This is a genomic window from Vitreoscilla filiformis, from assembly GCF_002222655.1.
GTDB lineage: Bacteria > Pseudomonadota > Gammaproteobacteria > Burkholderiales > Burkholderiaceae_C > Ideonella > Ideonella filiformis.
This window is the reverse complement of record NZ_CP022423.1, coordinates 913,289-938,177: the sequence shown is the minus strand read 5'-3', so window position 1 is coordinate 938,177 and position 24,889 is coordinate 913,289. Positions and strand designations below refer to the sequence as shown.

General features: G+C 64.6%; 22 protein-coding genes. 13 read left to right on the top strand and 9 right to left on the bottom strand.

Going from position 1 to position 24,889, the window contains the following annotated elements; all coding sequences use genetic code 11:
* The first annotated feature begins 11 nt into the window (after positions 1-11).
* Entirely contained in the window at positions 12-4,835 is a 4,824-nt protein-coding gene (locus tag VITFI_RS17830; RefSeq protein ID WP_157725561.1) for a beta strand repeat-containing protein, read from the top strand.
* A gap of 6 nt (positions 4,836-4,841) precedes the next feature.
* On the opposite strand, the gene VITFI_RS04350 is transcribed toward VITFI_RS17830, so the two are convergent.
* From VITFI_RS04350 to VITFI_RS04340, 3 genes are read right to left on the bottom strand one after another with little or no spacing between them, the layout of a single operon-like run.
* A complete protein-coding gene (locus VITFI_RS04350; protein WP_089415949.1) occupies positions 4,842-5,519 on the bottom strand; it encodes a 4Fe-4S cluster-binding domain-containing protein in 678 nt (225 codons plus the stop codon).
* Positions 5,520-5,542: 23 nt separating this feature from the next.
* Positions 5,543-7,408, bottom strand: coding sequence for an AAA family ATPase (locus tag VITFI_RS04345; protein WP_089415948.1), 1,866 nt, complete (start codon positions 7,406-7,408; stop codon positions 5,543-5,545).
* 13 nt (positions 7,409-7,421) lie between these two features.
* A complete protein-coding gene (locus VITFI_RS04340) occupies positions 7,422-8,561 on the bottom strand; it encodes a coiled-coil domain-containing protein (protein WP_089415947.1) in 1,140 nt (379 codons plus the stop codon).
* 113 nt (positions 8,562-8,674) lie between these two features.
* Here VITFI_RS04340 and VITFI_RS04335 point away from each other — a divergent pair, with 113 nt between their 5' ends.
* Positions 8,675-9,208 (top strand): superoxide dismutase family protein, encoded by a 534-nt coding sequence (locus VITFI_RS04335; RefSeq protein ID WP_232476666.1) that lies wholly within the window; start codon positions 8,675-8,677, stop codon positions 9,206-9,208.
* On the opposite strand, the gene VITFI_RS04330 is transcribed toward VITFI_RS04335, so the two are convergent.
* Positions 9,192-10,340 (bottom strand): CaiB/BaiF CoA transferase family protein, encoded by a 1,149-nt coding sequence (locus VITFI_RS04330; protein WP_198301610.1) that lies wholly within the window; start codon positions 10,338-10,340, stop codon positions 9,192-9,194. The genes VITFI_RS04335 and VITFI_RS04330 overlap by 17 nt on opposite strands.
* Before the next feature lie 229 nt (positions 10,341-10,569).
* Here VITFI_RS04330 and VITFI_RS04325 point away from each other — a divergent pair, with 229 nt between their 5' ends.
* Genes VITFI_RS04325 through VITFI_RS04310 form a run of 4 tightly spaced genes read left to right on the top strand, consistent with a single transcriptional unit; the run spans position 10,570 to position 12,831 of the window.
* Positions 10,570-11,502, top strand: coding sequence for a hypothetical protein (locus VITFI_RS04325; protein WP_157725560.1), 933 nt, complete (start codon positions 10,570-10,572; stop codon positions 11,500-11,502).
* A gap of 17 nt (positions 11,503-11,519) precedes the next feature.
* Positions 11,520-12,068 carry a GTP-binding protein gene (locus VITFI_RS04320; RefSeq protein WP_198301609.1) on the top strand — a complete coding sequence of 183 codons (549 nt, stop codon included), beginning with the start codon at positions 11,520-11,522 and terminating at the stop codon, positions 12,066-12,068.
* A complete protein-coding gene (locus VITFI_RS04315) occupies positions 12,065-12,457 on the top strand; it encodes a roadblock/LC7 domain-containing protein (protein ID WP_089415945.1) in 393 nt (130 codons plus the stop codon). The genes VITFI_RS04320 and VITFI_RS04315 overlap by 4 nt, the downstream gene beginning before the upstream one ends.
* Positions 12,454-12,831: a hypothetical protein gene (locus tag VITFI_RS04310; protein WP_089415944.1), complete on the top strand. Its 378-nt coding sequence runs from the start codon at positions 12,454-12,456 to the stop codon at positions 12,829-12,831. The genes VITFI_RS04315 and VITFI_RS04310 overlap by 4 nt, the downstream gene beginning before the upstream one ends.
* Before the next feature lie 7 nt (positions 12,832-12,838).
* Here the strand turns inward: VITFI_RS04310 and VITFI_RS04305 are convergent, their stop codons facing one another.
* From VITFI_RS04305 to ruvB, 4 genes are all read right to left on the bottom strand, one after another.
* Positions 12,839-14,137: a chemotaxis protein CheA gene (locus tag VITFI_RS04305; protein ID WP_157725559.1), complete on the bottom strand. Its 1,299-nt coding sequence runs from the start codon at positions 14,135-14,137 to the stop codon at positions 12,839-12,841.
* An 11-nt stretch (positions 14,138-14,148) separates the two neighbouring features.
* Positions 14,149-16,671: a methyl-accepting chemotaxis protein gene (locus VITFI_RS04300; RefSeq protein WP_198301608.1), complete on the bottom strand. Its 2,523-nt coding sequence runs from the start codon at positions 16,669-16,671 to the stop codon at positions 14,149-14,151.
* Complete coding sequence (locus tag VITFI_RS04295; protein WP_157725558.1) at positions 16,668-17,183, bottom strand: chemotaxis protein CheW; 516 nt, start codon at positions 17,181-17,183, stop codon at positions 16,668-16,670. Before VITFI_RS04295 ends, VITFI_RS04300 begins: the two co-directional genes overlap by 4 nt.
* A 78-nt stretch (positions 17,184-17,261) precedes the next feature.
* Entirely contained in the window at positions 17,262-18,284 is a 1,023-nt protein-coding gene (gene ruvB, locus VITFI_RS04290) for a Holliday junction branch migration DNA helicase RuvB (RefSeq protein WP_198301711.1), read from the bottom strand.
* A gap of 148 nt (positions 18,285-18,432) precedes the next feature.
* Between ruvB and VITFI_RS04285 the strand changes: the two genes are divergently transcribed.
* From VITFI_RS04285 to VITFI_RS04260, 7 genes are all read left to right on the top strand, one after another.
* A complete protein-coding gene (locus VITFI_RS04285; RefSeq protein WP_157725557.1) occupies positions 18,433-18,837 on the top strand; it encodes a DUF2946 domain-containing protein in 405 nt (134 codons plus the stop codon).
* Between the two features lie 207 nt (positions 18,838-19,044).
* Positions 19,045-20,019: an MbnP family copper-binding protein gene (locus VITFI_RS04280; RefSeq protein WP_089415938.1), complete on the top strand. Its 975-nt coding sequence runs from the start codon at positions 19,045-19,047 to the stop codon at positions 20,017-20,019.
* Positions 20,020-20,031: 12 nt separating this feature from the next.
* Positions 20,032-21,291, top strand: a complete 1,260-nt coding sequence (locus VITFI_RS04275; protein WP_089415937.1) for a methanobactin export MATE transporter MbnM — start codon at positions 20,032-20,034, stop codon at positions 21,289-21,291.
* A complete protein-coding gene (locus VITFI_RS17825) occupies positions 21,236-22,534 on the top strand; it encodes a hypothetical protein (protein ID WP_157725556.1) in 1,299 nt (432 codons plus the stop codon). The genes VITFI_RS04275 and VITFI_RS17825 overlap by 56 nt, the downstream gene beginning before the upstream one ends.
* The gene (locus VITFI_RS04270) at positions 22,534-23,022 is read left to right on the top strand and encodes a copper chaperone PCu(A)C (RefSeq protein WP_157725555.1); all 489 of its coding nucleotides are present in this window, start codon (positions 22,534-22,536) and stop codon (positions 23,020-23,022) included. Before VITFI_RS17825 ends, VITFI_RS04270 begins: the two co-directional genes overlap by 1 nt.
* Before the next feature lie 83 nt (positions 23,023-23,105).
* Positions 23,106-23,762: a Crp/Fnr family transcriptional regulator gene (locus VITFI_RS04265; protein WP_089415935.1), complete on the top strand. Its 657-nt coding sequence runs from the start codon at positions 23,106-23,108 to the stop codon at positions 23,760-23,762.
* A gap of 15 nt (positions 23,763-23,777) precedes the next feature.
* On the top strand, positions 23,778-24,266 hold the full coding sequence (locus VITFI_RS04260; RefSeq protein WP_198301607.1) for a copper chaperone PCu(A)C: 489 nt from the start codon (positions 23,778-23,780) through the stop codon (positions 24,264-24,266).
* Between the two features lie 21 nt (positions 24,267-24,287).
* Here the strand turns inward: VITFI_RS04260 and ruvA are convergent, their stop codons facing one another.
* Positions 24,288-24,866, bottom strand: a complete 579-nt coding sequence (ruvA, locus tag VITFI_RS04255; protein WP_089415934.1) for a Holliday junction branch migration protein RuvA — start codon at positions 24,864-24,866, stop codon at positions 24,288-24,290.
* Positions 24,867-24,889 lie beyond the last annotated feature (23 nt).

The following is a 24,889-nucleotide window of genomic DNA, read 5'->3' as shown; positions in this document are numbered from 1 at the left end:
GGAGCCTAAAAGTGGGCGCAAATTATGCTTACGGCACCCCCGGCCACGACACGCTGACCGGCAGCGCCGGCCTTGACGTTTTGACAGGTTACGCTGGCAACGACAGCCTCAACGGTGGGGCTGGGGAAGACACTTTGGTCGGCGGAACCGGAAATGACACCTATGTGGTCAATTCGGCCTTGGACGTCGTTACCGAATTGGTTGGGCAAGGCACCGATCTGGTTCAGTCCTCGGTCACGATCACGTTGGCCGACAACGTCGAAACCCTCATCCTCACCGGCACCGCCAACATCGACGGCGCCGGCAACGACGACGCCAACACCGTCACCGGCAACGCTGGTAACAACTTGCTGCGCGGCGTGCTGGGCTCGGACACCCTGTACGGCGGCAGTGGTCAAGACTCGCTGTACGGCGGCATCGACAACGATGTCCTCCACGGCGAAGCCGGTGATGACTCCTTGCAAGGCGGCGTTGGGTCTGACTCCCTGACGGGCGGCAGCGGCAACGACACTTATGTGGTCGATTCGGCCTTGGATGTCGTTACCGAATTGGTTGGGCAAGGCACCGATCTGGTTCAGTCCTCGGTCACGATCACGTTGGCCGACAACGTCGAGACCCTCATCCTCACCGGCACCGCCAACATCGACGGCGCCGGCAACGACGACGCCAACACCGTCACCGGCAACGCTGGTAACAACTTGCTGCGCGGCGTGCTGGGCTCGGACACCCTGTACGGTGGCAATGGTCAAGACTCGCTGTACGGCGGCATCGACAACGATGTGCTCCACGGCGAAGCCGGTGATGACTCGTTGCAAGGCGGCGTTGGGTCTGACTCCCTGACGGGCGGCAGTGGCAACGACACTTATGTGGTCGATTCGGCCTTGGATGTCGTTACCGAATTGGTTGGGCAAGGCACCGATCTGGTTCAGTCCTCGGTCACGATCACGCTGGCCGACAACGTCGAAACCCTCATCCTCACCGGCACCGCCAACATCGACGGCGCCGGCAACGACGATGCCAACACCGTCACCGGCAACGCTGGTAACAACTTGCTGCGCGGCGTGCTGGGCTCGGACACCCTGTACGGCGGCAGTGGTCAAGACTCGCTGTACGGCGGCATCGACAACGATGTCCTCCACGGCGAAGCCGGTGATGACTCGTTGCAAGGCGGCGTTGGGTCTGACTCCCTGACGGGCGGCAGTGGCAACGACACTTATGTGGTCGATTCGGCCTTGGATGTCGTTACCGAATTGGTTGGGCAAGGCACCGATCTGGTTCAGTCCTCGGTCACGATCACGCTGGCCGACAACGTGGAGAACCTCACCCTCACCGGCACATCCGCCCTGAACGGCACTGGCAACGCCATCGCCAACACCCTGACGGGCAACACCGCAGCAAACTTGTTGAATGGCGGGGCAGGTAACGACACTTTGATCGGCGAAGGCGGCAACGACACTTATGTGGTCGACTCGGCCTTGGACGTCGTCACCGAACTGATTGGGCAAGGCACCGATCTGGTTCAGTCCTCGGTCACGATCACGTTGGCCGACAACGTCGAGACCCTCATCCTCACCGGCACCGCCAACATCGACGGCGCCGGCAACGACGACGCCAACACCGTCACCGGCAACGCTGGTAACAACTTGCTGCGCGGCGTGCTGGGCTCGGACACCCTGTACGGCGGCAGTGGTCAAGACTCGCTGTACGGCGGCATCGACAACGATGTGCTCCACGGCGAAGCCGGTGATGACTCGTTGCAAGGCGGCGTTGGGTCTGACTCCCTGACGGGCGGCAGCGGCAACGACACTTATGTGGTCGATTCGGCCTTGGACGTCGTCACCGAAGACTCCGGGCAAGGCACCGATTTGGTTCAGTCTTCTGTCACGATCACGTTGGCCGACAACGTGGAGAACCTCATCCTCACCGGCACATCCGCCTTGAATGGCACTGGCAACGCCATCGCCAACACCCTCACCGGCAACGCGGGTGCCAACACCCTCAGCGGTGGCGCTGGCAATGACAGTTTGGTCGGCAACGCCGGCAACGACAACTTAACCGGCGGCACCGGCACCGACACCTTGGTCGGCGGCACGGGCAACGACACCTACACCATCGACGACTCCACCGACGTCGTCACCGAGCAAAGCGGCGAAGGCACGGACACCGTCCAAACCGCCAGCTCCTTCACCCTGTCGGGCCACATCGAAAACCTCATCCTGACGGGTTCGTCGGCCATCGACGGCACCGGTGACTCGGGTAACAACGCGCTGACGGGTAACACCGCCGCCAACTTGCTCGACGGCGGCGCGGGCGATGACATCTTGGTCGGCGGGGATGGCAACGATACCTACGTCATCGACTCGGCCTTGGACGTCATCACCGAGCTGAACAGCGAAGGCACGGACACGGTTCAAACCTCCAGCTCCTTCACCCTGTCGGGCAACATCGAAAACCTCACCCTGTCAGGCAGCGACGACATCGACGGTACTGGCGACAACGGCGCCAACCTGATCGAAGGCAACAGCGGTGACAACGCCCTGGACGGCAGCGCTGGCAATGACACCCTCAACGGCAACGCCGGCGATGACACCCTGACTGGCGGCACCGGCAACGATTCGCTGAGTGGTGGCGCCGGCAGCAACACCCTGAGCGGTGACGCCGGCAATGACACCCTGACCGGCAGCGACGGCGCCGACTCACTGAGCGGCGGCACCGGCGACGACTCCCTCACGGGCGGCGCTGGCAATGACACCTACGAGGTGGACTCCGCCTCCGACACGCTGGTGGAAGACGCCAGCGCAGGCACCGATCTGGTGAACTCTTCGCTGAACTGGACGCTGGGCGACAACCTGGACAACCTGACCCTGACAGGCTCTGGCAACCTCATCGGCCAAGGCAATGCGCTGAACAACATCATCACCGGCAACAGCGGCAACAACACCCTGGCTGGCCTGGCCGGCGATGACTCGCTGGACGGTGGCACGGGCACAGACTCGATGACCGGTGGTCTCGGCAACGACACCTACGTCGTCAACGCCCTGACCGACACCACCAACGAAAACAGCAGCGAAGGCACCGACTGGGTACATGCCTCCATCAGCTGGACACTGGTGACCAACACCGAAAACCTGCTGTTGACCGACAACAGCGGCCTCACCGGCGTGGGCAACGCGCACAACAACACCATCATCGGCGGCAATGGCAACGACACACTGTCCGGCTTGGCTGGGGATGACATCCTCAACGGCTCCAACGGCAGCGACAGCATGGTGGGCGGCACGGGGGATGACACCTACGTCGTCAACACCTCCGGGGACGTGACGGTCGAAGTCAATGGCGAAGGTGCTGACGATGAAGTCCATGCCGAAGACGTTAGTTGGACCCTGGGCAGCCACATTGAGCACCTGTCGCTGATCGGTACGGCGAACAGCAATGCCACAGGCAATGCACTGAACAACAAAATCATCGGCAACGATGGCGACAACGTCTTGAATGGCGATGCAGGCACCGACACCCTGCGCGGGGCCGGTGGCAATGACACCTATGTGATCGACGCCAACGACAGCATCATCGAGAACACCAGCGCGGGTACCGATGAAGTTCAGTACGGCGCTAACTACACCTTGGGTGAGAACCTGGAAAACCTGGTGCTGCTGGGCTCGGCCAACATCAATGGCACGGGCAACGCGCTCAACAACCAGATCACGGGCAACGCCGGTAACAACACGCTGACAGGCGGCGATGGCAACGATATCTACGTCGTCAACAGCGTCAATGACGTGGTGGTCGAGCTGGCTGGCGAGGGTACCGACGAGATCAAGTCGTCGATCGACTGGTCACTCAACACGTCCTCCCACGACTACGACACCGTCATCGAAAACCTGACGCTGACCGGCGAAACCAGCTTGGAAGGCGAAGGCAACGATCTGGACAACCTGATCACGGGCAGCAGTGGCACCGCCGACACCCTGACGGGCCATGATGGCAACGACACCTACGTCGTCAACGCCACCACCGATGTGGTGGTGGAAGTGACCGGCGAAGGCACCGACGAGGTTCGCACCTACGCCAATTGGACGCTGGACGGCTTCACCGAGAACCTCACCCTGACGGGCTCCACGGCAGGCTTGGTGGGCACGGGCAACAGCGGGGCTAACCGCATGTCCGAAGGGGATCACACAGGCACGTCCACACTGGCGGGCGGCGACGGCAACGACTCCTACATCATCAGCACCACCAACTGCACGGCCCAAGAAAACAGCGGTGAGGGTACCGACACGGTGCTGACCTCGGTGTCGTGGACGCTGGGCAACCACCTCGAAAACCTGACGATGCGGGAGAACGAGGACATCAACGCCACCGGCAACAGCCTCGACAACGGGATCACCGGTAACGATGGCGACAACGTCATCAGCGGCCTGGGCGGCGCCGACACCGTCTACGGCGGCCAAGGGGACGACACCGTCACCCTGACCGTCGAAGGTGGGCAGGCTGACCTGAGCCTGGGCACCGATGTCCTGAACCTCACCCTGGGCAGCGGCACGGTCGCAGCGGTGGATCTGGTGTTTGGGCGCAACAACGGCTCCGAAACAGTGGACATCTCGGCCATCGGTTCCCACACCCCCGGTCAAGCGCTCCTGAACATCAAGCTGGGCAGCGGCTTGACGACCAGCGACATTGAGTTCGTGACTCACAACAACGCAGTGGCGCTGCACATCACCGGCACCAGTGACTACGTTCACCTGACCGGATCGGGCAGCAGCTTTGACTGGATCACTGTGGACTTCGCGTCAGGCACCGATTGGACGACCAGCGATGTCGATGCGATGATTTAACCGGTATCACACGCCAGGGGGGCATCCCCCCCGCCAAGACGTGGCCGCAAACGTCAAGCCACGTTGTTCACACAGGGCCTCCAGCGCTTGTAAATCCCCCCGCGCTGGCAGGCCCACCCACCACACCCGCTGCCCGCTGATGCCCACTTGCAAACGTTTGCCTTGGGCATCAGCGGGCGCGTCCATGTGGGCGGCGTAGCGGCGGCGCCCCCGCTCGCTCCAGCACACCAACGGCTGGTTGGCCGAGCCACGCCACAGATGCGTCATCGGCTGTTTGTCCACATAGGGTTCTGGAATCAGCGCATCCAATCGTGCCAACAAAGCGGCATGGTCACGCTGCAAACGGGCCAGCGGATGGCCGCTGTAGCACAGGATGTCAAAGTCCAGGTGGCGCTCGTGCCGCCAGCGGTGCAACCCGTCCAACAGGGCGCCCAATGCCTCGGGTTGATCAAAGGGTTCACCGCCGCTGATCGTGACACCGTCCCACGCCTGGCCATGCGTGACTTGGCGACACCACGCCAGCACCTCCGCCAACGGCACCCGATGCCCCGCATCGGTCGCCCAGGTGTCTTGTGAGACACACCCCGGGCAGCCCACCGAACAGCCTTGCAGCCACAACCCGATGCGCCGCCCTGGACCCAGCACCGTCACGGGAAAATGCGCCTTGTTCAACGCAATGTTCATCCCGGGGGCAGGCGGGGGGCGCCTCACACCAACTCCACGGTCAGTTGCACCACCCGTTCGACCTCGTGCATCCCGGTCACCATCACTTTGCTGCGCCCGGCCAAGTCTTGGGCGAACAGCGCCCGTGACAACGGGTTGATGAACGCCGACTCCAGTTGGTTGCCAATGCCGCGCCCACCATGCGACAGATCGTGCGTGCAGCGTTGCAGCAACATCTGGCCAACTGGTTCGGTCAGACCCAGATCGAGCTTGAACTGCTCTTGCAAACGTCGGCGCACGTTGCGCAGCATGCCCACAAAAATCTGCTTGGCCACGTCGGGGGTGATGAAGTTGAACACCACGATGTTGTCCCCCATGCGGTTCAAGATCTCGGGGCGCGACAGCTTGAATTTGAAGTGATCCCCAATGGCACCGCGCACCTTGGCTTCGACCTCGTCATAGGGATCGCCCGGGCGTACGTTTTGCACCCGCCGCCCCTGTTCGTCCTCGACATAAATCCCCAGGTTGGAGGTGAAAACCAAGATGGCCTCGGAGAAGTAAGCCGTGTCCCCCCGGCCATCGGTCAAACGCCCGTCTTCGAGGATTTGCAGGAATTTGTCGAGGATGCGCGGATGGGCTTTTTCGATCTCATCGAACAAGATCACGCTGAAGGGCTTGGCGCGCACGGCGTTGGTCAGCTCACCGCCGGCGTCAAAACCAATGTAGCCCGGTGGAGCGCCCAACAGCCGGGCGCTGCTGTGTTCCTCGGAAAACTCACTCATGTCGAAACGGAGGCAGGCGCGCTCGTCCCCGAACACCAACTCGGTCAGTGTTTTGGCCAGCTCAGTCTTGCCCACCCCTGTGGGGCCTGCGAAAAACAGCACACCGCGTGGCCTGCCACTGCTGGAGCGTGCCTGCGCCCCTGTCAGACCCATCACCGAACGTTTCAGAATGTCCAAGGTTTTAACCACGGCAGGTCGCTGTCCCTTGACCCGGTCTTCGATGAAAGCGCCAGCGTCGCGGATGCGCTGGCGCAGGTGATCTTGTTGCCACGGGTTGTCGAGCGACCCCACCTTGTAACAACGAATGGCGCCTTCGATCTCCCCCAGGCTCAACCCTTGGCGACAAGCCAACTCGACAATGTCCGACAAGGCCGTCAACGTCATGCCTTCGCTGCCCGTGGCCAGTTGCTCGATGCACTGCTGCCGCTGCGCGGGGGGGGCCTGATCATGTCCGGCCAACAGGGGCACGAGCAGTGTGGCGGCAGCAGCCCGGTGTTCATACTCAGGACGGCCCACTACCAAATTGGCCACGCGCTCACTGTCCAAGGCGTACCACGAGGGCACGTCCTGTGGCCGGTTCAGCAGCCACACCACGGGGTTGAACAGCGGCCCGGTGCCGGCGTGGCGGCTGTGCAGATTGGCAGGTTGCAACGTCGCCGCTTGCAGCGACAACTTCTCCGCCATGACGAAAAATCGATGCTCCGCCTCACCCAAATGGTCTGGCCGACGTGTCAGGCGCGAAGCGAAGTCGATCAACACTGCGCACCGCAGGTCACGCTGCATCACCACGGTTTTCATCGCCTGGCCCAAGCGCTCCAAGCTGACAGGCTGCCCACTGGCAGGCCCGCTCAGTTTGAGTTCCAGCAGCTTCTCCAACCGCTCACGCACCGTTGGATCGGGTGGATAGGCTCTCAGCCCGTCGGCTGGGTCGTACACCAAGATCCCGAAAAACCCAAAGCCTTGGAGCGACTCCCACAAGCAGCGCAACAGCGGCAGCAGTTGCACACTGCCATTGGGCAGTGGCCAAAGGAAATGATCGCGGATGTGGCCGGACAAAATGAACTGCGACCGAATTGGCAGCAGTCGCTCCACATCCCGCACCCAGCGAAGGGTCGGTGCAGTCGTCATAGGAAAACGTCTCTCAGTTCAAAGGGCGTTGTAGGGGGGCCGCACGGGCGCCCTCCGCTTCGTCGGCGGCCTCGGAAGCGCGTACCCATGCGGGCAATCGATCCCGCAGGACACGCTGCACCGGCAACTCACCTGCGGACAAGCGCCGCACCACTTGCAGCGGCATGCCTCGCGCTTCCAGCGCTGCCAGCAGCGTAGGAAATTCGGCACACCAGCGGTCTTCGGCCAGGTGATCGAGCACACTGCGCTCGTTCTCGCCTTCGTTCACGGCCCGGATGACGTTGAAGTTCGCGGTGCGTCGCTGGGCATCGAAGCGCAGCCTCACCAGGTAATCCCCCCAACCGGGTTTGCCAAAGTGCAGCACGCCACCTTCGACAAACAGCGTCTCCCCCACATCTTCCAGCTCGTAGCCCAGCTCCTTGAGCGTGTGCGCCAGCACCACCGCTTGCGCTCGGGCGATGTCGGCCTCTTGCAACAACTGAACCTGGCGGCGCAACTCCACCAACAGCGCCTGAGCCCGCTCCGGAGAAAGGGGCAACGCCAGCTCCTGAACCAACGCCTGCAACGCCGGCGGCCACGCCAGATGCGCCACCCGGGCCAACACCCGTTGCACCGCCGCCAACAACTCGGGCGATTGCCGCTGCGCATAAGCCGCCAGCGCAGTCGCCAGATCGGCCTGGGCAGGATGCTCGAACGCCTCCAACAGGGCCAGCGGTGCGGCATCTTCCGAAGACGCCGCTCCGTGTTGCGCGATCCTGTGCGCCCACGCGTGCGTCAGCGTTTGCAGGGCACGTACGTGGGCGGCCCACACAGAGGCGGGCGCGTCAGCCGCTGGATCCGGGGGACGTGACACGGGGGACGAACACCCCACGGCATCCGCCACCTCACACAGCCGAGTCCATTGCTGGCATGCAGCTTGGTATTCGGCCTGAAGTGCCTGGAGATGCTGTGCGTCGGCCTCACGCCAGCGCTGGGCATGGTCTTGCCGGTCTTGCGTGTGGCGCTCGTGCAGCGCCACCGCCTGCGCCTCGGACGCCGCCACGGCTTGCACCGCCCGATACACGGTTTGCCCCGCCATCAGCGCCGCAGCGGACATCAACAGCAACGACGGCTCAGGGGGAACAGCCACCAGCACCACAGTCGGGCCACTCATGAGGTGCGCTCCTTGTCACGCTACACGCTAAGACCTCGCATTTTGCGGCCAAGCGCCACCGGGTTCAGCCAGAATGACCATCGGCCTTTGACCCGCTTTGCCTGGAGTTTGCCGTGATCCCTTCGCTGTCGCTTCGCCCCCATGTACCGGCCCTGCTGCTGCTCCTGACTTCGCTGGCCGGTTGTGCCACGCTGGAGAGCACTCCGCAAGCCACCACCACCCTCGCACCGACACGGGGGCACAGCACCAGCGGCACAGTGCGCTGGGTGCAACAGGGGGATCATGTGGTGGTCACTGCCACGGTCAGTGGCCTGCGCCCGGGCCAGGAACATGGTTTTCACGTCCACGATAAGGGGGACTGCTCCAGCGGCGACGGCATGAGCGCAGGCGGCCACTTCAACCCCACAGGCACCCCCCACGGCCCACAGCATGGCCCACACCATGCCGGTGACCTGCCCGCCCTGAAAGCCGATGCCCAAGGCCGTGCCGAGGTGACGTTCCACCTTGAAGGTGTGACGCTGCGTCCGGGGCCCACCAGCCTCATCGGTCGCGGCCTCATCGTCCACGTTGGCCCGGACGACTACACCACCCAACCCACCGGCAACTCGGGCGCCCGCATCGCATGCGGTGTCATTCAGGCGAGTTGAACCGCTGGCCGAGCACTTCCTGGGTGTGCTCACCCAGCGTCGGTGCTGGCCGGTGCAGCCCACCCGGGGTGTCCGACAGCTTCGGCACCACCCCCGGCACGTCCAACGACAACCCCGTGACCATGGTGATGCGCTCGATCATGCCGCGTGCCCGGTAGTGCGGGTCGTCGGCGATGTCCTGAACCGTGTAGATTCGCCCGACAGGCACACTCACCGCCTGCAAGGTGCTCACGACGTCTTGCACCGAGCGCTGCACCGTCCAAGCCGTGATGGCGGCGTCGATGGTGTCCACCCGTGCGGCTCGACCGGCGTTGTGCGCCAACTCAGGATCCTCCCCCAGATCCTCGCGGCCAATGGCCTGCATCAACCGTTTGTAAATCGAGTCGCCATTGCCGCCAATCACCACTTGGCCATCGGCACAGCGATAAGCGTTGCTCGGGGCAATGCCAAGCAGTGCGGAACCCGCAGGCTGGCGCACGACACCAAAGGCGCTGTATTCCGGCAGCAGGCTTTCCATGCAATTGAACACCGCCTCATAGAGCGCCACATCCACCACCTGGCCCCGCCCCGTGCGCTGCCGCGCTTGCAGCGCCAGCAACACCCCGATGACCCCGTGCAGCGCCGCCAACGTGTCGCCCAGACTGACGCCGGCCCGCACCGGTGGACGGTCAGGTTCTCCCATGAGGTGCCGCAGGCCACCCATGGCCTCGGCCACCACCGCGAACCCTGGCAGGTCGCGGTAAGGCCCGTCCTGCCCGTACCCACTGATGCGCAGCATGATGAGACCCGGATTGCGCGCTGACAGCACGTCATACCCCATGCCCCATTTTTCCAGCGTACCGGGCTTGAAGTTCTCGATCAGCACGTCGGCTTCATCGATCAGCCGACGCACATCCGCCCGCCCGGCTTCGGTGCGCAAATCGAGCACCACGCTGCGTTTGTTGCGGCTTTGCACCTGCCACCACACGCTGGCGCCCTCATGCAACAAACGCCATTGCCGCAGCGGATCACCCGTGCTTGGCGGCTCTACCTTGATGACGTCGGCGCCGAAGTCGCCCAACGTTTTGCCTGCGAAGGGGCCGGCGATGAGCTGGCCCAGCTCCAAAACCTTAATTCCTTGAAGGGGCATCATGCGTTTGTCAGTCGAAAAGTACGGGTTCTGCCGCATCGTACCCAGGTTCCCCTGAAACGAATCGTCACAACACCACCCATTGATTTGCACGGCAAGGGCCGATACCAATACATCACCTTCCCCAGAATTCAGAGACTCGCAGAAGATGCCCGCAGGGGCACAGCCTCAGACAGACCATTTGCGCACAGACAGTGGCTCGAACGTACAGAGATGAGAGAGGGACAACACCATGTCGAATCGCTACCACAAGACCCCCGCCGGGCGTCGCGAGGCACAGACGCATCTTCAAGGGCTGTCCAGAGCCCGACGGAATTTGCTGCTGGTGATCAATGACAGCCAATGCATCGACTACTGGCTCAGCAAACTCAAGGGCGTGACCCACAGCGACGTGGAATGGCTCTTGGCACAAGGTTTCATTGCGGTCGCGTCCACCTCCAGCGCCAGTGTGCCCAGCCGGGAAGATCCCACCTGGAAACTGTTGATGCACACCCTCAACACGGCCACCATTTCCCAGGTGAGCGATGTTCTCAAAGCCCAGGCGTGGGCCCAACTGAAGGGCCTGCGGGCTTATCGTTTCGTGCAGGATGTGGATCAGTGTGTCGATGACCGTGAGCTGCGTGATTTGGCCCGTGCGTTCGTCAGTGCGATCCACGGGGAGTTTGGTGGCGAGGGGGTGGAGCGGTTTGTCCACGCGCTGGCCGAGCGGCGGGCCCTGTCGACGCGAACCCTGGCCACGCCCGCACCGCCCAGCGATGGCATCGCCCTCACCCCGGCTGTCGGGGCCACGCCCGTCGGTTTCGATGCGGCGGAGTGCTACCGCTTGAGCCGCTGGCCCTCCGCCGGGACGCTGGTCACGCCCGTTTTCAACCGCTTGGCCAGCCTGATTTCCCATCACGCCCTGCCGTTGCAGCAGATCGCCCTGCGCGGTCGCGTGGACGTGGCGGTGGCGCTGGGCTTCGTCCAAGCCATGCAAGCGCAGGGTGTGCTGGAGGTTCAGCGCCAAGGATGCCCGCCCGGCTTGGTCACTGAACCGGCGCCCCACCCCTTGCGTGAGGGTCTGCCCGGTATGATGCCCCCCAGCCAGCCCAACCGGGCGAGCGCACCGCCTGCCGTTTCTTCGGGCCTTTTGGGCCGTCTGCGGGAGCGTCTGGGCCTGCGCTGAACTTGTGGTTCCGCAGGATGATGGACATCGATTACAAGATTGTTTTCACCGGCCCCCCCGGCGCCGGCAAGACCACCGCCATCGGTGCACTCAGTGACACCCCCCCGGTGATGACCGACGTCGCCAACAACGACCCGGGCCTGGGCAAAGCCTTCACCACCGTGGGCCTGGACTACGGCGAGGTCATCCTCAGCGAAACGGAGCGCGTGCGCCTGTTCGGCACCCCCGGGCAGGAGCGCTTTGCGTTCATGTGGCGCATCTTGGCCACCAACGCGCTGGGTTTGATCATCCTTCTGGACAACTCCCGCCCCCATCCGCTCGATGAGCTGCGCACTTACCTGAAAGCCTACGAGGGGCTGATCGGCGAAGTGGCCTGCGTCATTGGCGTCGGGCGAACCGAAACCCATGCCACACCCTCCACCGACGAAGTCGCCGATGAACTGGCACGACACGGTTTGCTCTGCCCTGTGCTGGCCATCGATGTGCGTCGCCGCGATGACGTGCTGTTGTTGGTGGACACGGTATTGGCCCAAGTGGAAGCCCGTTACTGGGAAATGAATGCATGAGCGCACACATCGAACCCTGGATCCGAGCCAAGGCCCAAGCCACGGCCAATGAGCTGTTGAACGCCATTGAAGGCGTGCGCGCCATCGTCGTCGCCACCGAAGATGGCTTTGACGTGGCCACGGCCCAGAACAAGCCCATTGATCCCTCGCGCATCGCCGCCATGACCAGCTCGATTTCGGCCATCGGCCAGATCTTGAGCCAAGAAGCGGCACTCGGACGGCCCGAGTGTCTGGTGGTCGATGCCACCGAGGGCTATCTGATCATGCGCCGGGCCTGCTGCGGCCCGGTGGTGCTGGTCATCACCGCCCTGACCCAACGCCAAGCGCTGCTGGGTTTGGCCATGCACACCGTCACGGCAGCGGCCCGCCAGATGGAAGCCTCGACATGACCGCCTCACGCATCGCCCACAGCCTCCAAGAGATGCTGGACAGCACCCCCGGGGTCACGGGTTGTGCTTTGGTGGACGGCAGCAGCGGCCTGGTGTGGCACCGCTGCGGCCAAGAAACCGACAACGGCGAACCCCTCTGGGAAGCCGCCGTTGACTACTGGCGACTGCATGGCCGCCTGCAACATCACTTCTCGTCGCTCGGCGACCTGGGCGCAGCGGTGATGTACCACCGCGATGGCATCCTCGCCATCCTGCCCTGCCTGCGCGAACCAGACTTGCTCGTGGTGTGCCGGGCCGATCACCAAGCGGTCGATTGGCGCCTGTGGCAGCGCCGCATCGCCGCATTGGCCCAGGACGTGCGCAGCATGCTCTGACCCTCAATCACGATCCGGGGCGTGGGGGGCTTGCCACCTCCCCCAAGCGTGCGCGGGCCCGTTGGGCACGCACTTCTGGGTGTCGGGCGTAGTGCTCCAGGGCCGCCGGATCGAGCAGCACCACCACCTGCCCGTCCTGGGTCAAACATCCGCCCAGCAAGCCGGGCACGCTGCTCAACAAGGCACCGGCGCTCTGCACCACCCACTCACGCGCCTCGATGATTTCATCGACTTCCAGCGCCACGGCCCCGCGCTCACCTTGCACTACGACCTGGGGCGGCGATACCGCCGTGGCCATGCGGGTCGGCCAGCCCAGCCAAGCTGCCAAGCGAGCATGGGGCCATGACTGGTCGCGGTAGCGCAGCATCAAACCGTCCGAGAAGGTTTCACCGGCGGGCAGCACGTGCAGCACGCTGCGCGTTGGCAGCGCCACACGCTCCTGACCCACCCGCACCAGCAAAGCGTGCTGGCTGGCCGGCTGCGCAGGCACGCTCAGCGTGATGGTGCAGCCCTGCCCCGGCGTGCTGGCCAAGTGCAAATGGCCCTGCAACGCCCGGATGCGCTGGGCCACCACATCCAGCCCCCCCCCCAACCCCGAAACAGCCGACACCTGGTCACGCGTTGAAAACCCGGGCAGCAGCACCAGCGGATGCAGGTGCTCGGGGGTGAGCAACGCCTCGGGGCCCATGTCCAACCCCAACGCCATGGCCCGATCTCGGATCGCTTTGGGATCGAGGCCGGGGCCGTCGTCCCGGCACACCAGGCGCAGCGTTTGACCGTCTCGGCTGAACTGAAGGTGGATCGTGCCTTGCGCCGGTTTGCCCAGCGCCACACGCCGTTCCGGGGGTTCCATGCCGTGATCCACCGCGTTGTAAAGCAGGTGCTGCACTGGCTCGGCCAGTTGGTCGAGCGTGTCGTGATCGACGCGCACCGCTTCGCCTTCGATCACCAAACGCGCTTGCCGCCCCGTGAGCTGTGCGGTTTCATGCACCGTCTGCTGCCAATGCGGGGCCAGTGTGCCCACCGGCACCTGTCGCGCCGCCATGAGTTGCGCATGGTGCTCACGCAACCGCACCCCATGGGTGTGACACAGCGCTTGGCAGGCGCGAACTTGCTGGGCCAGGGCCGCCCAACGCGGCCCCCAAGCCTCTGCCGACGCCGGCGCCTCAGCCCGCAACTGAAGCAGCGCCTGTTCGATTTGATCGAGCAGGCGCCCCACCTGCCCCTGTTGTACCCGGCCCTGCCCCGCTTGGCGCACCCAGCGATCCACTTGGGACAAGTCCACCTGCGCTTGTTGAACCCACATGTTGGCGATCCTCATGCCAGCGGCAACCGGAACGACGCCACCGTTTCAGCCAAGCGCCGCGCCCCCCGCGCCAGCGCCGCCGTGTCACTCCGCTGACGCTCCAAAGCCTGCCGCGTTTGGCCCGAACCTTGATCGAGCTGATCAACCACCTCTTGCAATGCGTGCGCCAACTGCGTCTGCTGCTCCGAAAACGACGCAATTTGCTGCACCCACTGCACCAACTGGATGGTGACATGGCGGGTTTGATCCATCTGCCCCCCAGCTTGCTGGGCTTGGGCCAACTGCCCCACCATTTGGGCGATCAACCGGTTCATCAAATGAACGGTTTCGCGGGTCTCGGCTTGGATGTTGTGAACCAACTGGGTGATCTGCTGTGCGGCCTGGCGCGAACTCTCGGACAGCCGCTGCACTTCCTCCGCCACCACGGTGAAACCGCGCCCGGCCTCGCCTGCTGTGGCCGCCTGCATCGTGGCATTGATGGCCAAGGTGTGGGTGCGCTCTGCCAGTGTGCCGATGAGGGTCACGACGGTGGAGATGTCTTGGCTGCGCTCGCCCAGGCGCTTGAACCGGACTTCCGTCTCCGACATCGCCGCCCGCAACTGCTCCATGCCCTGCACCGTGGCCGCCACACTGCGCAAGGCGGCATCGGTGGCATGGGTGGCTTGTTCGGCAGCCCGGTTGGACGTCTCCGACAGCCGCGCCACTTGGCGCAGGTGTTCGGTGGTCTGGTGCAAGCTGGCGGTCATGCGACCCAAGGCCGTGTGCTCCGATTGCACCGACTCACCCAAGCGCCCGGTTTGGCGCTCGACCGATTCGGCTGTGCCCAGCACCTGTTCGGCAATGCCGCGCACCTCGCCCAAAGTGGTGCCCATGGCATCCGAAAATTGGTTGATGGAGGTCGCCAGCGCGCCCATGACGTCTTCACTCACGATCGCCCGCACCGTCAAATCCCGGGCCGAAAGCCGCTTGACGGTTTGCTGCAAGGCTTGCGCCGACTGGGTGAGTTGTTCGTTGTCCCGCACGGCCAGCAGCAAGCTGCCGACGCGCTCATCCAGCATCTGATCGACAGCTTGCCCGAGCGATGCCAATTCATCGTCACCCGCCAGCCGGCACCGGGCCGACCACTGCCCTGCCGTCACGGCTTGCACCGTCGCCCGCACCTGCTCCACCGGCTGGGTGATGCGGCGGCGGATCCAAACCATCGCGCCCGCCACCGCCAGCAGCACACAGGCCGCAATGCCCAGCGTGCGCATCCCCAAGTCCCAATCGAGGGCTTGCAATGGGGCGTTGGCCTCCTCCAAATCCATGTGCGCCAGGATCGCCCACGATTGCCCCGCCAGTTCCAACGGCGCATAGGCCACCACCACAGGCTGCCCCAGCAAGCCCTCTTGCACGGCCACACCGCGTTCATGGCGCGTCAGCGCGGCCCGCGTGGCTTCGTTCGACCAGCGCACCAGCCCGATGGTCGAGTGTTTGGCCTTGAGCAAGGCCCAGCGCGGCGCCTCCAACCGCCCTTCGAGCTGTTCCAGGTAGGCCGGGCGCTGGGCATCGTCCACCATGGCCCGGGCATTGGAGCGCATCAGCTCGTCGGGCCCGACCAGCAGCACGTCCCCCGTTTGCCCCAGCCCGATTTGCGCCCAGGCATGGCCCGAACTCATGGCGGCATTGATTTTGTCGATCGGGTACTGCACCGCCAACACGCCGATTTGGCGCTCGCCTTCGAACAGCGGCACAGCGACGAAGGCGGCCTGGTCGTTGTAAGACGGGCCATACGGCTCGAAGTCCGACAGGTAAATGTCCTGCGGGCTCTTGGCGTTTTTCACTTTGGCATACGCCTCGGCCAGTTTGCTGTTGGCCGCAATGCCGTCACTCAACCGTGAGCCAAAGTCCAGTTCTTTGAACACGGTGTAGACCACCTCATCGGTGCTCGTATCGATGAGGAAGATGTCATAAAAACCCAGCAGCTTCTGCGCCCGCTCCAGGGACGGATGGTGCCGCGCATGGGCATCGCCGTACCCAAAGCGAGGTTCGGCCAAGGCCATCAGCCGCTCTTTCTGGCCCAGCGGAAAAGGGTTGGCCGCGATGTAGATGTGCTGAAGCAAGGTGGCGTCCGCACTGCGTGTGGACAACGCTGTCTTCAACTGCGGCACTCGGCCCGCGTTGCGGCGCTGGAACTCCGGCCCGAAGCCTTGTTCGATGTACGTCTGCATTTGGCGGTGCAGCACGTCCACATCACGCCGGAACTGCGGCAGGTCGTGGGCTGTGCGGTGGAAGCCATCGCGCAAATGCTGCATCGCTTCCAAGGTGGCGCGGTTTTGTGCCAACGCCCGCACCGAGGCCAACCGCGACTCCACCTCCTCACGCACTTGCTGCGCTTTGAGATCGCGCAGCGACTGCAAATGGGTTTCCATCTGGGTGGTGACGGTGCGCTCCGTCAGGGTCACCGCCCCCTGCCACAACCACCAGGCACTCAGCAACAAGGGCAGCCAGCTCAGGGCCAACGCACCCCACAACAATTTTTGGCGAATTTTCATGAGCGCAGCACCGTGCCCGGCAAGGCACAAAAAAGCGTCAACTCCGTATGGAGCACCTCGAACAAGCGCGCACCGTCCAAGACGGCCCACCCTTGCCCCGCTTCGTCCCGCCATGCGGCTTGCACCAAGGGTTGCAAGGCAGCAGGCAGCGCAGACAGCAGGCCCGGATCCCGCGACGTAGCAGCCCACACCCACGAGGCGGGTCGCCCAGCCCAGCTCAGGGCCAACCGAGCGCCCTCATCTCCCCCCACCAGCCAGTGCCGATGAACCGCCCCCTCGGATGGCAGGCCCAGCCAACAAGCCACATCCACCACCGGCACAATTTCGCCCTCCCAGTTGGCCATTCCCAGCACCCAGGGCGGCGCACACGGCACCTTGGCCAAGGCACTGGCCTTGACGACCGTACAGGCCCATGCATAGGCCACCCCCAAGCGCCAGGGGCCACACGGCAGGGACAGAATGCGCGGCACCGCCGGCGCTGAGTGGGTATGAGAAGGTAGAGGAATCGTCACGGGCCAAGCATAGGCAGCTTGCCCGCTGCCGGGTATCCACAGACCCGGGGGGGTGACACCCCCTCACCCCCCTTCACCTCAGGGCTTGAACAATCCGTCGGAAGCTGCCATCGCCTGCGAAGGGTTAACCCCAAGGTGTTGATAGGCCAACAGCGTGGCAACCCGCCCCCTGGGGGTGCGCTGCAAGTACCCCTGCTGAATCAGATAAGGCTCGATCACGTCCTCGATCGTGCCGGGCTCCTCGCCGATGGCGGCGGCGATGTTGTCCAACCCGACCGGCCCGCCATCGAAGCGCTGCACCAGCGCATCCAAAAATTTGCGATCCATGAGGTCAAAGCCCACCGGATCGACGTCCAACATTTTGAGTGCCGCATCGGCCATGGCTTGGGTGATGTGGCCGGAGCCTTTGACCTCAGCGTAGTCCCGCACCCGGCGCAGCAGCCGGTTGGCGATGCGCGGCGTGCCCCGACTGCGGCGGGCAATCTCCAGCGCACCCGATGCCTCAATGGGCGCCCCCAGCAACCGGGCCGAGCGGGTGACGATGCGCGTCAGCTCCTCGGCGCTGTAAAACTCCAGCCGGGCGGTGATGCCGAAGCGATCGCGCAGCGGGTTGGTGAGCATGCCGGCGCGGGTGGTGGCGCCCACCAGGGTGAAGGGTTGCAGATCGAGCTTGATCGAACGGGCGGCGGGGCCTTCGCCGATCATGATGTCGATCTGATAGTCCTCCAACGCTGGGTAGAGAATTTCCTCCACCACGGGTGAGAGCCGGTGAATCTCGTCGATGAACAGAACGTCGTTGCGTTCCAAGTTGGTGAGGATGGCGGCCAGATCTTTGGGTTTTTCCAGCACCGGGCCGCTGGTTTGGCGCAGGTTCACCCCCAGCTCCGCCGCGATGATGTGGGACAGCGTGGTCTTGCCCAACCCCGGCGGCCCAAACAGCAACACATGGTCGAGCGCTTCGCCACGTTTTTTGGCGGCCCCGATGAAGATGTCCAGTTGCTCACGCGCTTTGGTTTGGCCGACGTACTCCTCCAGCAGTTTGGGGCGCAAGGCGCGCTCCAAAGCCTCCTCTTGGGGCGAGGTGGTGAAGGGAGCCGCCATCACCCGCGTGGCGCGGGGCGAGGGAGGCGCGGCAAAGTCGTCGGTCTGGATGGACATCCAGTCATTATCTGAGCGCTGGCCCGGTGTGGCGGCGCGTGCTTGATCAATGTCGCGTGGATGGTCTCAGCCCGTTTTTAGAATGCGGGCCGTGTCAAATCTGCGCCATCACCTCCATCGCTTTGCGTGGATCGCCGCCCTGGCGATCTTCGGGGTGGTGTTCGCGCCGACGATTTCACACGGGTTGGCCCGCCTGCAAAACCAGGACTCCTGGTGGACGCAAATTTGCACGCCGCAAGGCATGAAAACCGTGGCCGCCTTGGCCGGCGAAACCTCCGCCGCTCCCGAGGATGACGCCACTGGCCCCGTCAACCCGTTCGATCACTGTCCGCTGTGCGGGCTGGCGGCAGCGGCGCCCACTTTGCCGCCGCCGAATGTCACGCTGTGGTTGCCCCTGACGGGGGCCACCGTCGTGCCGCGTTTGTTCCTGCGGGCGCCCCGTCCGCTGTTTGCTTGGGCCTCCGCCCAACCACGCGCCCCACCCTCCGGCGCTTGAGGTTCTTCTTTCGCTGACGCGCTGGGCGTGCGTGAGACCGCGCCCAGCACATCTGCCTCTGCGCGTTGTGCATGTGGGCACCCACGCCCCGATCCAGCCTCTGGGCTTTGCGCATGTCTGCCACGGCAGCCATGCCCAAGCCCCAGCCGAACCTTGGCCGGCGCTGGTGTCGTCCCTGCATCCGACCCCGACCTCCGGAGACTCCCCATGCAAACCCTTTTTGTTCGCTCCGCCGTGGCCCTGACTACAGCCACGCTGTGCCTGGCCGCTCAAGCCGAAACCTTTCAACGCGTGAACATCGCTTTCGTGCCGACCGTGGGTGACACCCCCGTCGGCTGCACCAGCGTGCTGCGTGGCCTGGGCGTCACCGGCGTGGATGCCAAGCTGCAAGACCTGCGCTTTTACGTCTCCAACGTCAAGCTGACCACCACCGAGGGCGTGGAAGTGGCCGTCACCCTCGACGCCAACGACGCTCAACTGACCTCGGGCAGCGACACCGTGGCCCTGATCGACCTGGAAAACGCCAAGGGACTGTGCGCCGGCGATGCCAGCCGACATGCGGTGATCACCGGCAAAGTGCCCAAAGGCACCTACAACAAACTGGCGTTCACCCTGGGGGTGCCGGAATCCCTCAACCACACCGACACCGCCACCGCCCCGGCCCCGCTGGACAACACCGACATGGGTTGGAGCTGGCAAGTCGGTCGCAAGCACATCAAGATCGAAGTCAACCCGAAAAATGCCACCACGGGTGAGTTCACCCAAGGCATCAAGAAGTACGACAGCACCACCGGCCTCCCCACCAGCACTTACAACGACAGTTTTTACTTCCACCTCGGCAACACGGGCTGTGAAGTGGACACGTCGAGCGCCAATGGCTACACCTGCTCGTCCGACAACACCCTGCCCCTGCACTTCCACGGTTTTGACTACAAAACCCAGCGCGTGGCAGTGGATCTGAAGGCACTTTTCGCCAAAACCAACCTGACCCGCGAATGGGGTGGCCCGCCGGGATGCATGTCCGGGGCTACCGATCCGGAGTGCAAGAAGATGTGGTCGGTGATCGGCAGCCGCTTCGTGGCGCAAACCGCCGCTGACGGCACGGTGACTTACATCAGCAAGCACAACCTCGACCACGCGTTTTTCCACGGCGAAACCGTGTTCCGCGCCATCGCGAAGTAAGCGAAAGCCAGCATGCGCGTTCCCTCTCGCTCCCCCCGGTCACAGCCTTTGCGTTGGCTGTGGCAAGCCGGCAGTGGGCTGGGCGCCGTGCTGTTGACGGGCGTGGCCCTTTTGGCCACGTCCGTCAGCGGCTGCGGCGGCGGTGGCACAGACTTGGTGGCCACGCCCTCCCAGGACAACACCGCCTGGAACTGGCACACCGATGCTGCCTTGCCCAGCACCTTCCCCATCCCAGCGGTGCCGGCGGACAACCCGATGTCCCGCGCCAAAGTCGCGCTTGGGCGTTACCTGTTCTACGACAAGCAGCTCTCCGGCAACGGAACACTGGCCTGTGCCGGGTGCCACTTCCAAGACAAGGCATTCACCGATGGCCGCACCGTGGCGCGAGGCTCCACGGGCGAAGACCACCCGCGCAATGCGCAGGGCTTGGCCAATGTCGCTTTCAATGCCACGCTGACCTGGGCCAACCCCCTGCTGTTGACCCTGGAGCGGCAGATGGAAACGCCGCTGTTTGGCGAACACCCGGTGGAGATGGGCATCAACTCGGCCAATCGCGCCCAGGTGCTCCAGCGGTTCCGGGATGATGTGTCGGGCGTGGGTTATCCGGCCCTGTTTGCCGCTGCTTTTCCGGAGCTGCCCGCTGCCGAACGGGTCAGCCTGGCCAGCATCATCAAGGCGATTTCGGCGTTCCAGCGCACGATGCTGTCAGCCGATAGCAAATACCACCGCTGGCAGCGCGGTGAAGCCACCCTGACCGCTGCCGAAATGCGCGGCATGAACCTGTTCAACGGCGAACAGGCTGAGTGTTTTCATTGCCACACCGGTTTCAACTTCAACGATCAGGTGCGCCACGCCAGCAGCCGTTTTGTGTCCACGCCGTTCCACAACACGGGGCTGTACAACATCGATGGCAAGGGAGGCTTCCCGGTGTTGAACCGGGGGGTGTTTGAGCTCTCCCAAATCAGCCGCGACATGGGCAAGTTCCGCGCCCCTAGCCTGCGCAACGTCGCGGTGACGGCGCCCTACATGCACGATGGCTCCAAGGCGACGCTGGAAGAGGTGCTGGATCACTACGCCGCTGGCGGCACCGTCACCGCACACGGCCCCTACGCCGGGGACGGACGGGCCAACCCCTACAAGAGCGACCTGATCTCCCTCATTTCCCTGAGTGCGCAGGACAAGGCCGACCTCATCGCCTTCCTCAAAACCCTCACCGATGAAACCTTGCTCACCAACCCCAAGCTCGCCGATCCGTTCGCCACGGGCTCTTAACAGCACCCAACCCGGCGGCTTTGGGCTGGCCGCACTGCTGCTGATCGGTGTGGTGGCCGGATCGCCGCGTGCCTGGGCGCACGGCGGCATGGAAACGGCGCTGCCGCACAGTCCTGGCTGGCAGGTCGATGCGGGTGTCGCCTTGAGCGCCATGCGTTCCGCCGAAGCGTGGCCGGTGCCTCGCTTGGATGGGGTGCTGCAAACCGGCCAAACCGCCACCGACCAGCAAGGGCGGCTGGTGTTGGAACAAGCCCGCGTCGGCCTGGGCACCCGGCTGACGCCGTGGTTGGGCGCGCAATGGACGGTCAGCGCCCACGACCGCGATGCGCCACGCACCGACACCGCGTGGATCGAAGCCCGCACCACGGTGGCGGACGGCGCGTTGAGCCTGCGTCTGGGTCGGCAAGAGGTGCCACTGGGTGGCGTGATCGCCGGTGCCGGGCCGTTCGACCGTTTCGGCCAAGCACCTCTGGCCAAACAAGCCACCTTGCTGGACGGCAGTTGGGCCGATGACGGCGTGACGCTGCATTGGCAGCAGCCCGTCGAGCAAGGTTGGCAGTCGGTGGCCCTGGGGTGGTGGCAGGCGCGGGCATTCCCCGGCGGGCCTTCTGGCCCAGGCGCACCCAGCGTGCAAGCGACGTTCGGGTGGGATCATCTCAGCGCCCAAGTCTTCGGCGTTTGGTTGCAACCGCGTGACCGGGGCGCGGTGGCCGTCAGCTCGGCCACCACAGGCCACAGCCACGGCGTGCCGGACTGCACGGTCGATCTGCAAAACCGTGTGTGTTTTGAAGGCCGGGCCCAAGTGTTCGGCGCCGCTTTGCGCCACGATGGCCTGTTCGACGAACGCCTCTCCTTGACGCTGGCGGGGATGACGCGCCACGAATCCGGCACGCTCTACTCCGACACGGCCACCGCCCAGTGGGACGGACGGGTGTCCGGCGTCTGGTTGGATGCGGTGTGGCGAGCCGGGTCACACTGGCAATGGGCGGCCCGCTGGGAGCGCTTGGTGCCGCGCCACACCCTCACGGGCAGCAACCCCAGCCCTTTGGCCAACGCGGCGGGGTTGAGTGGCGCGGCCCCCGTGCGGCGCCTGAGTGGCGCCTTGGGTTACACATGGGAGGAACCAGGGCTGTCGCTCTGGGTCGAGACAGGGCGGCAGCAAGGCCCCACCTCAGACGCTCAATCTTGGTGGGGCGTGCGCTTGCTGTGGCAATCCTCGCGTTTTCTTTCTGGAGTGTTTTGATGCCTCACGCACTTTCTCGCCGTCACCTGGGTTTGTGGGCCTTGGGTGGGGGACTGTCGATTCTCCTCGGGGCATCGCCCGCTTGGGCACACGGCGTGCGCCTGGGCGACTTGGTGCTCGATCACCCTTACGTCGTGGCCAGCACCACCGACGGCACCGTCGCCCTGCTGCACATGAAAGCCTTGCGCAACACCGGTGCCCAGGCGGATCGCCTGCTGGGCGGCCACAGCCCCGCCGCCGCCGCCGTGACGCTGTATCAACACACCGCCGATGGCCAGGGCGGTTCGGTGATGCGGGCCGCAGCGGCACTGCCCCTGCCGGCAGGGTCGGAGCTGGCGCTGCGCCACGGGCCGCAAAGTGCCGGACACCTGATGCTGCAAGGCCTGCGCCAGCCGCTGCGCGTGGGGGACACCCTCAGCATCACACTGCGGTTTGAAAAAGCCGGGGAAGTGACCTTTGATGCGAGCGTCGTCCGGCCTCGGTCTTGATGCAAAACAAGGGAGGCAAGGGGGGCTCACTAGAATCGCGCCGCCTTGCTTTTCACGTCGAATGACGGTTGTTCAGGAGTTCCATGTTGCTTGATTCGCCGGTGTCCTCGTCCCTGGGCCAGACTTCGCTGCTGTCCGGAGACGTGCTGTTCGAGGCGGGCAGCATGGGCTCGATTTGGCAACTCGAAAACGGTGCGCTGCGCCTGGATCGGGTGACGCGTGAAGGTTCGCGTTTCATCCAGATCGTGTTGCCGGGGGACTTGCTCGGGCTGGAGTTGCTGGCGGCCTATCCCTACGCCTACACGGCCCGGGCCATCGTGCCCAGTTTGGCGCGGCGGCGCTCGCTGTCCAGCGACGCCGACCGGCGCTTGGTCTTGATCGAAGGCCTGACTCAGCAGCAACGCCGGGGCGAAGACCTGGTGATGCTGCGCAGCGGCCCCGCGCAGGATCGGCTCAAGCACCTGCTGTTGCTGCTGGCCCCCGCCCATGGCCCTTGGAACAGCGAGGGCCAGCCCTGCGCCTTGCCCACCATCAAGGACATGGCGGCCATCATCGACACCGCGCCCGAAACCGTTTCGCGCATTTTTGCCAACCTCAAGCGCACCCACTTGCTCGACGCGCGCCAGCGCCAGAGCGCCAGCTTCAGCCCGTCTCGCTTGCGTGAAGCCGAATGGCCCGCCGGCATGACGCGCAGCGATGGCGGACAACGGGTGCTGTCCGGCCCTTCTTCATCGACCTGAAAACAAGGATCCCCCATGAATTTGATGACTCGCCTGTCGGCTGCGGCTGTGATGTGCGGTGTGCTGGCCACGTCGGCCTGGGCGCAAACCACCGTGTCCGAACCCTGGGTGCGTGCGGCGCAAGCCCCGCAAAAGGCCACGGGCGCCTTCATGCAGATCACGTCGGCCCAAGGTGGCAAGCTGGTGGCGGCCAGCTCGCCGGTGGCCAACATCGTCGAAATCCACGAAATGAAAATGGACGGCGACGTGATGCGCATGGCCCCGATCGCCAGCCTCGACCTGCCCGCCGGCAAAGCGGTGGCCCTGCGCCCGGGCAGTTACCACATCATGCTGATCGACCTGAAGCAGCCGCTCAAAGCCGGGGACGCCGTGCCGCTGACCCTGAGCATCGAAGGCGCTGACAAGAAGAAAGAAACCGTCAACGTGCAAGCCACCGTCAAGGCGATGGGCATGGCAGCGGGTGCCAGCGGCCCCCAGCACGGCCACCACGGCATGAAACACTGAGCCCCCCCAGCGGCGGGGACATCACCCCAAAGCCCGCAGCGCCAGCTTGATGCCCTCGCTCACGCCGACGCCAGCGGGCAGTTTTTTCAGCGCCAAAGCGGCGTCTTTGTCGCTGTAACCCAGGGCGATGAGGGCTTGGACGATGTCGGCTTGCGCCGCGTCCAGCGCCACCATCGCGCCCGCTGGGGCAACGAGTTCCTCGCCCAGTTTGCCCTTGAGTTCCAGCAGCAAGCGTTCGGCGGTTTTTTTGCCGATGCCGGGCACCTTCTGCAAACGGGCGCCCTCTTGTCGGCTGACGGCGCCCGCCAAATCCGCCACGTTCAGCCCGGACAGCACCGCCAACGCCGTGCGCGGCCCAATCCCGGACACTTTGATGAGTTCGCGAAACGCCGCCCGCTCCGGCGCGCTCAAAAAACCGTAGAGCAATTGGGCGTCTTCGCGCACCACCAAGTGGGTCAGCAGCGTGACGCGCTCGCCCAGCGCCGGCAGCGCGCAAAACGTGCTCATGGGCACATCGACTTCGTAGCCGACGCCTGACACGTCGATGAGCACCTGCGGTGGGGCTTTGTCCGCGATCACCCCGGAGAGTCGTCCGATCATGGGGCGGGATTATGGGCAGCCGA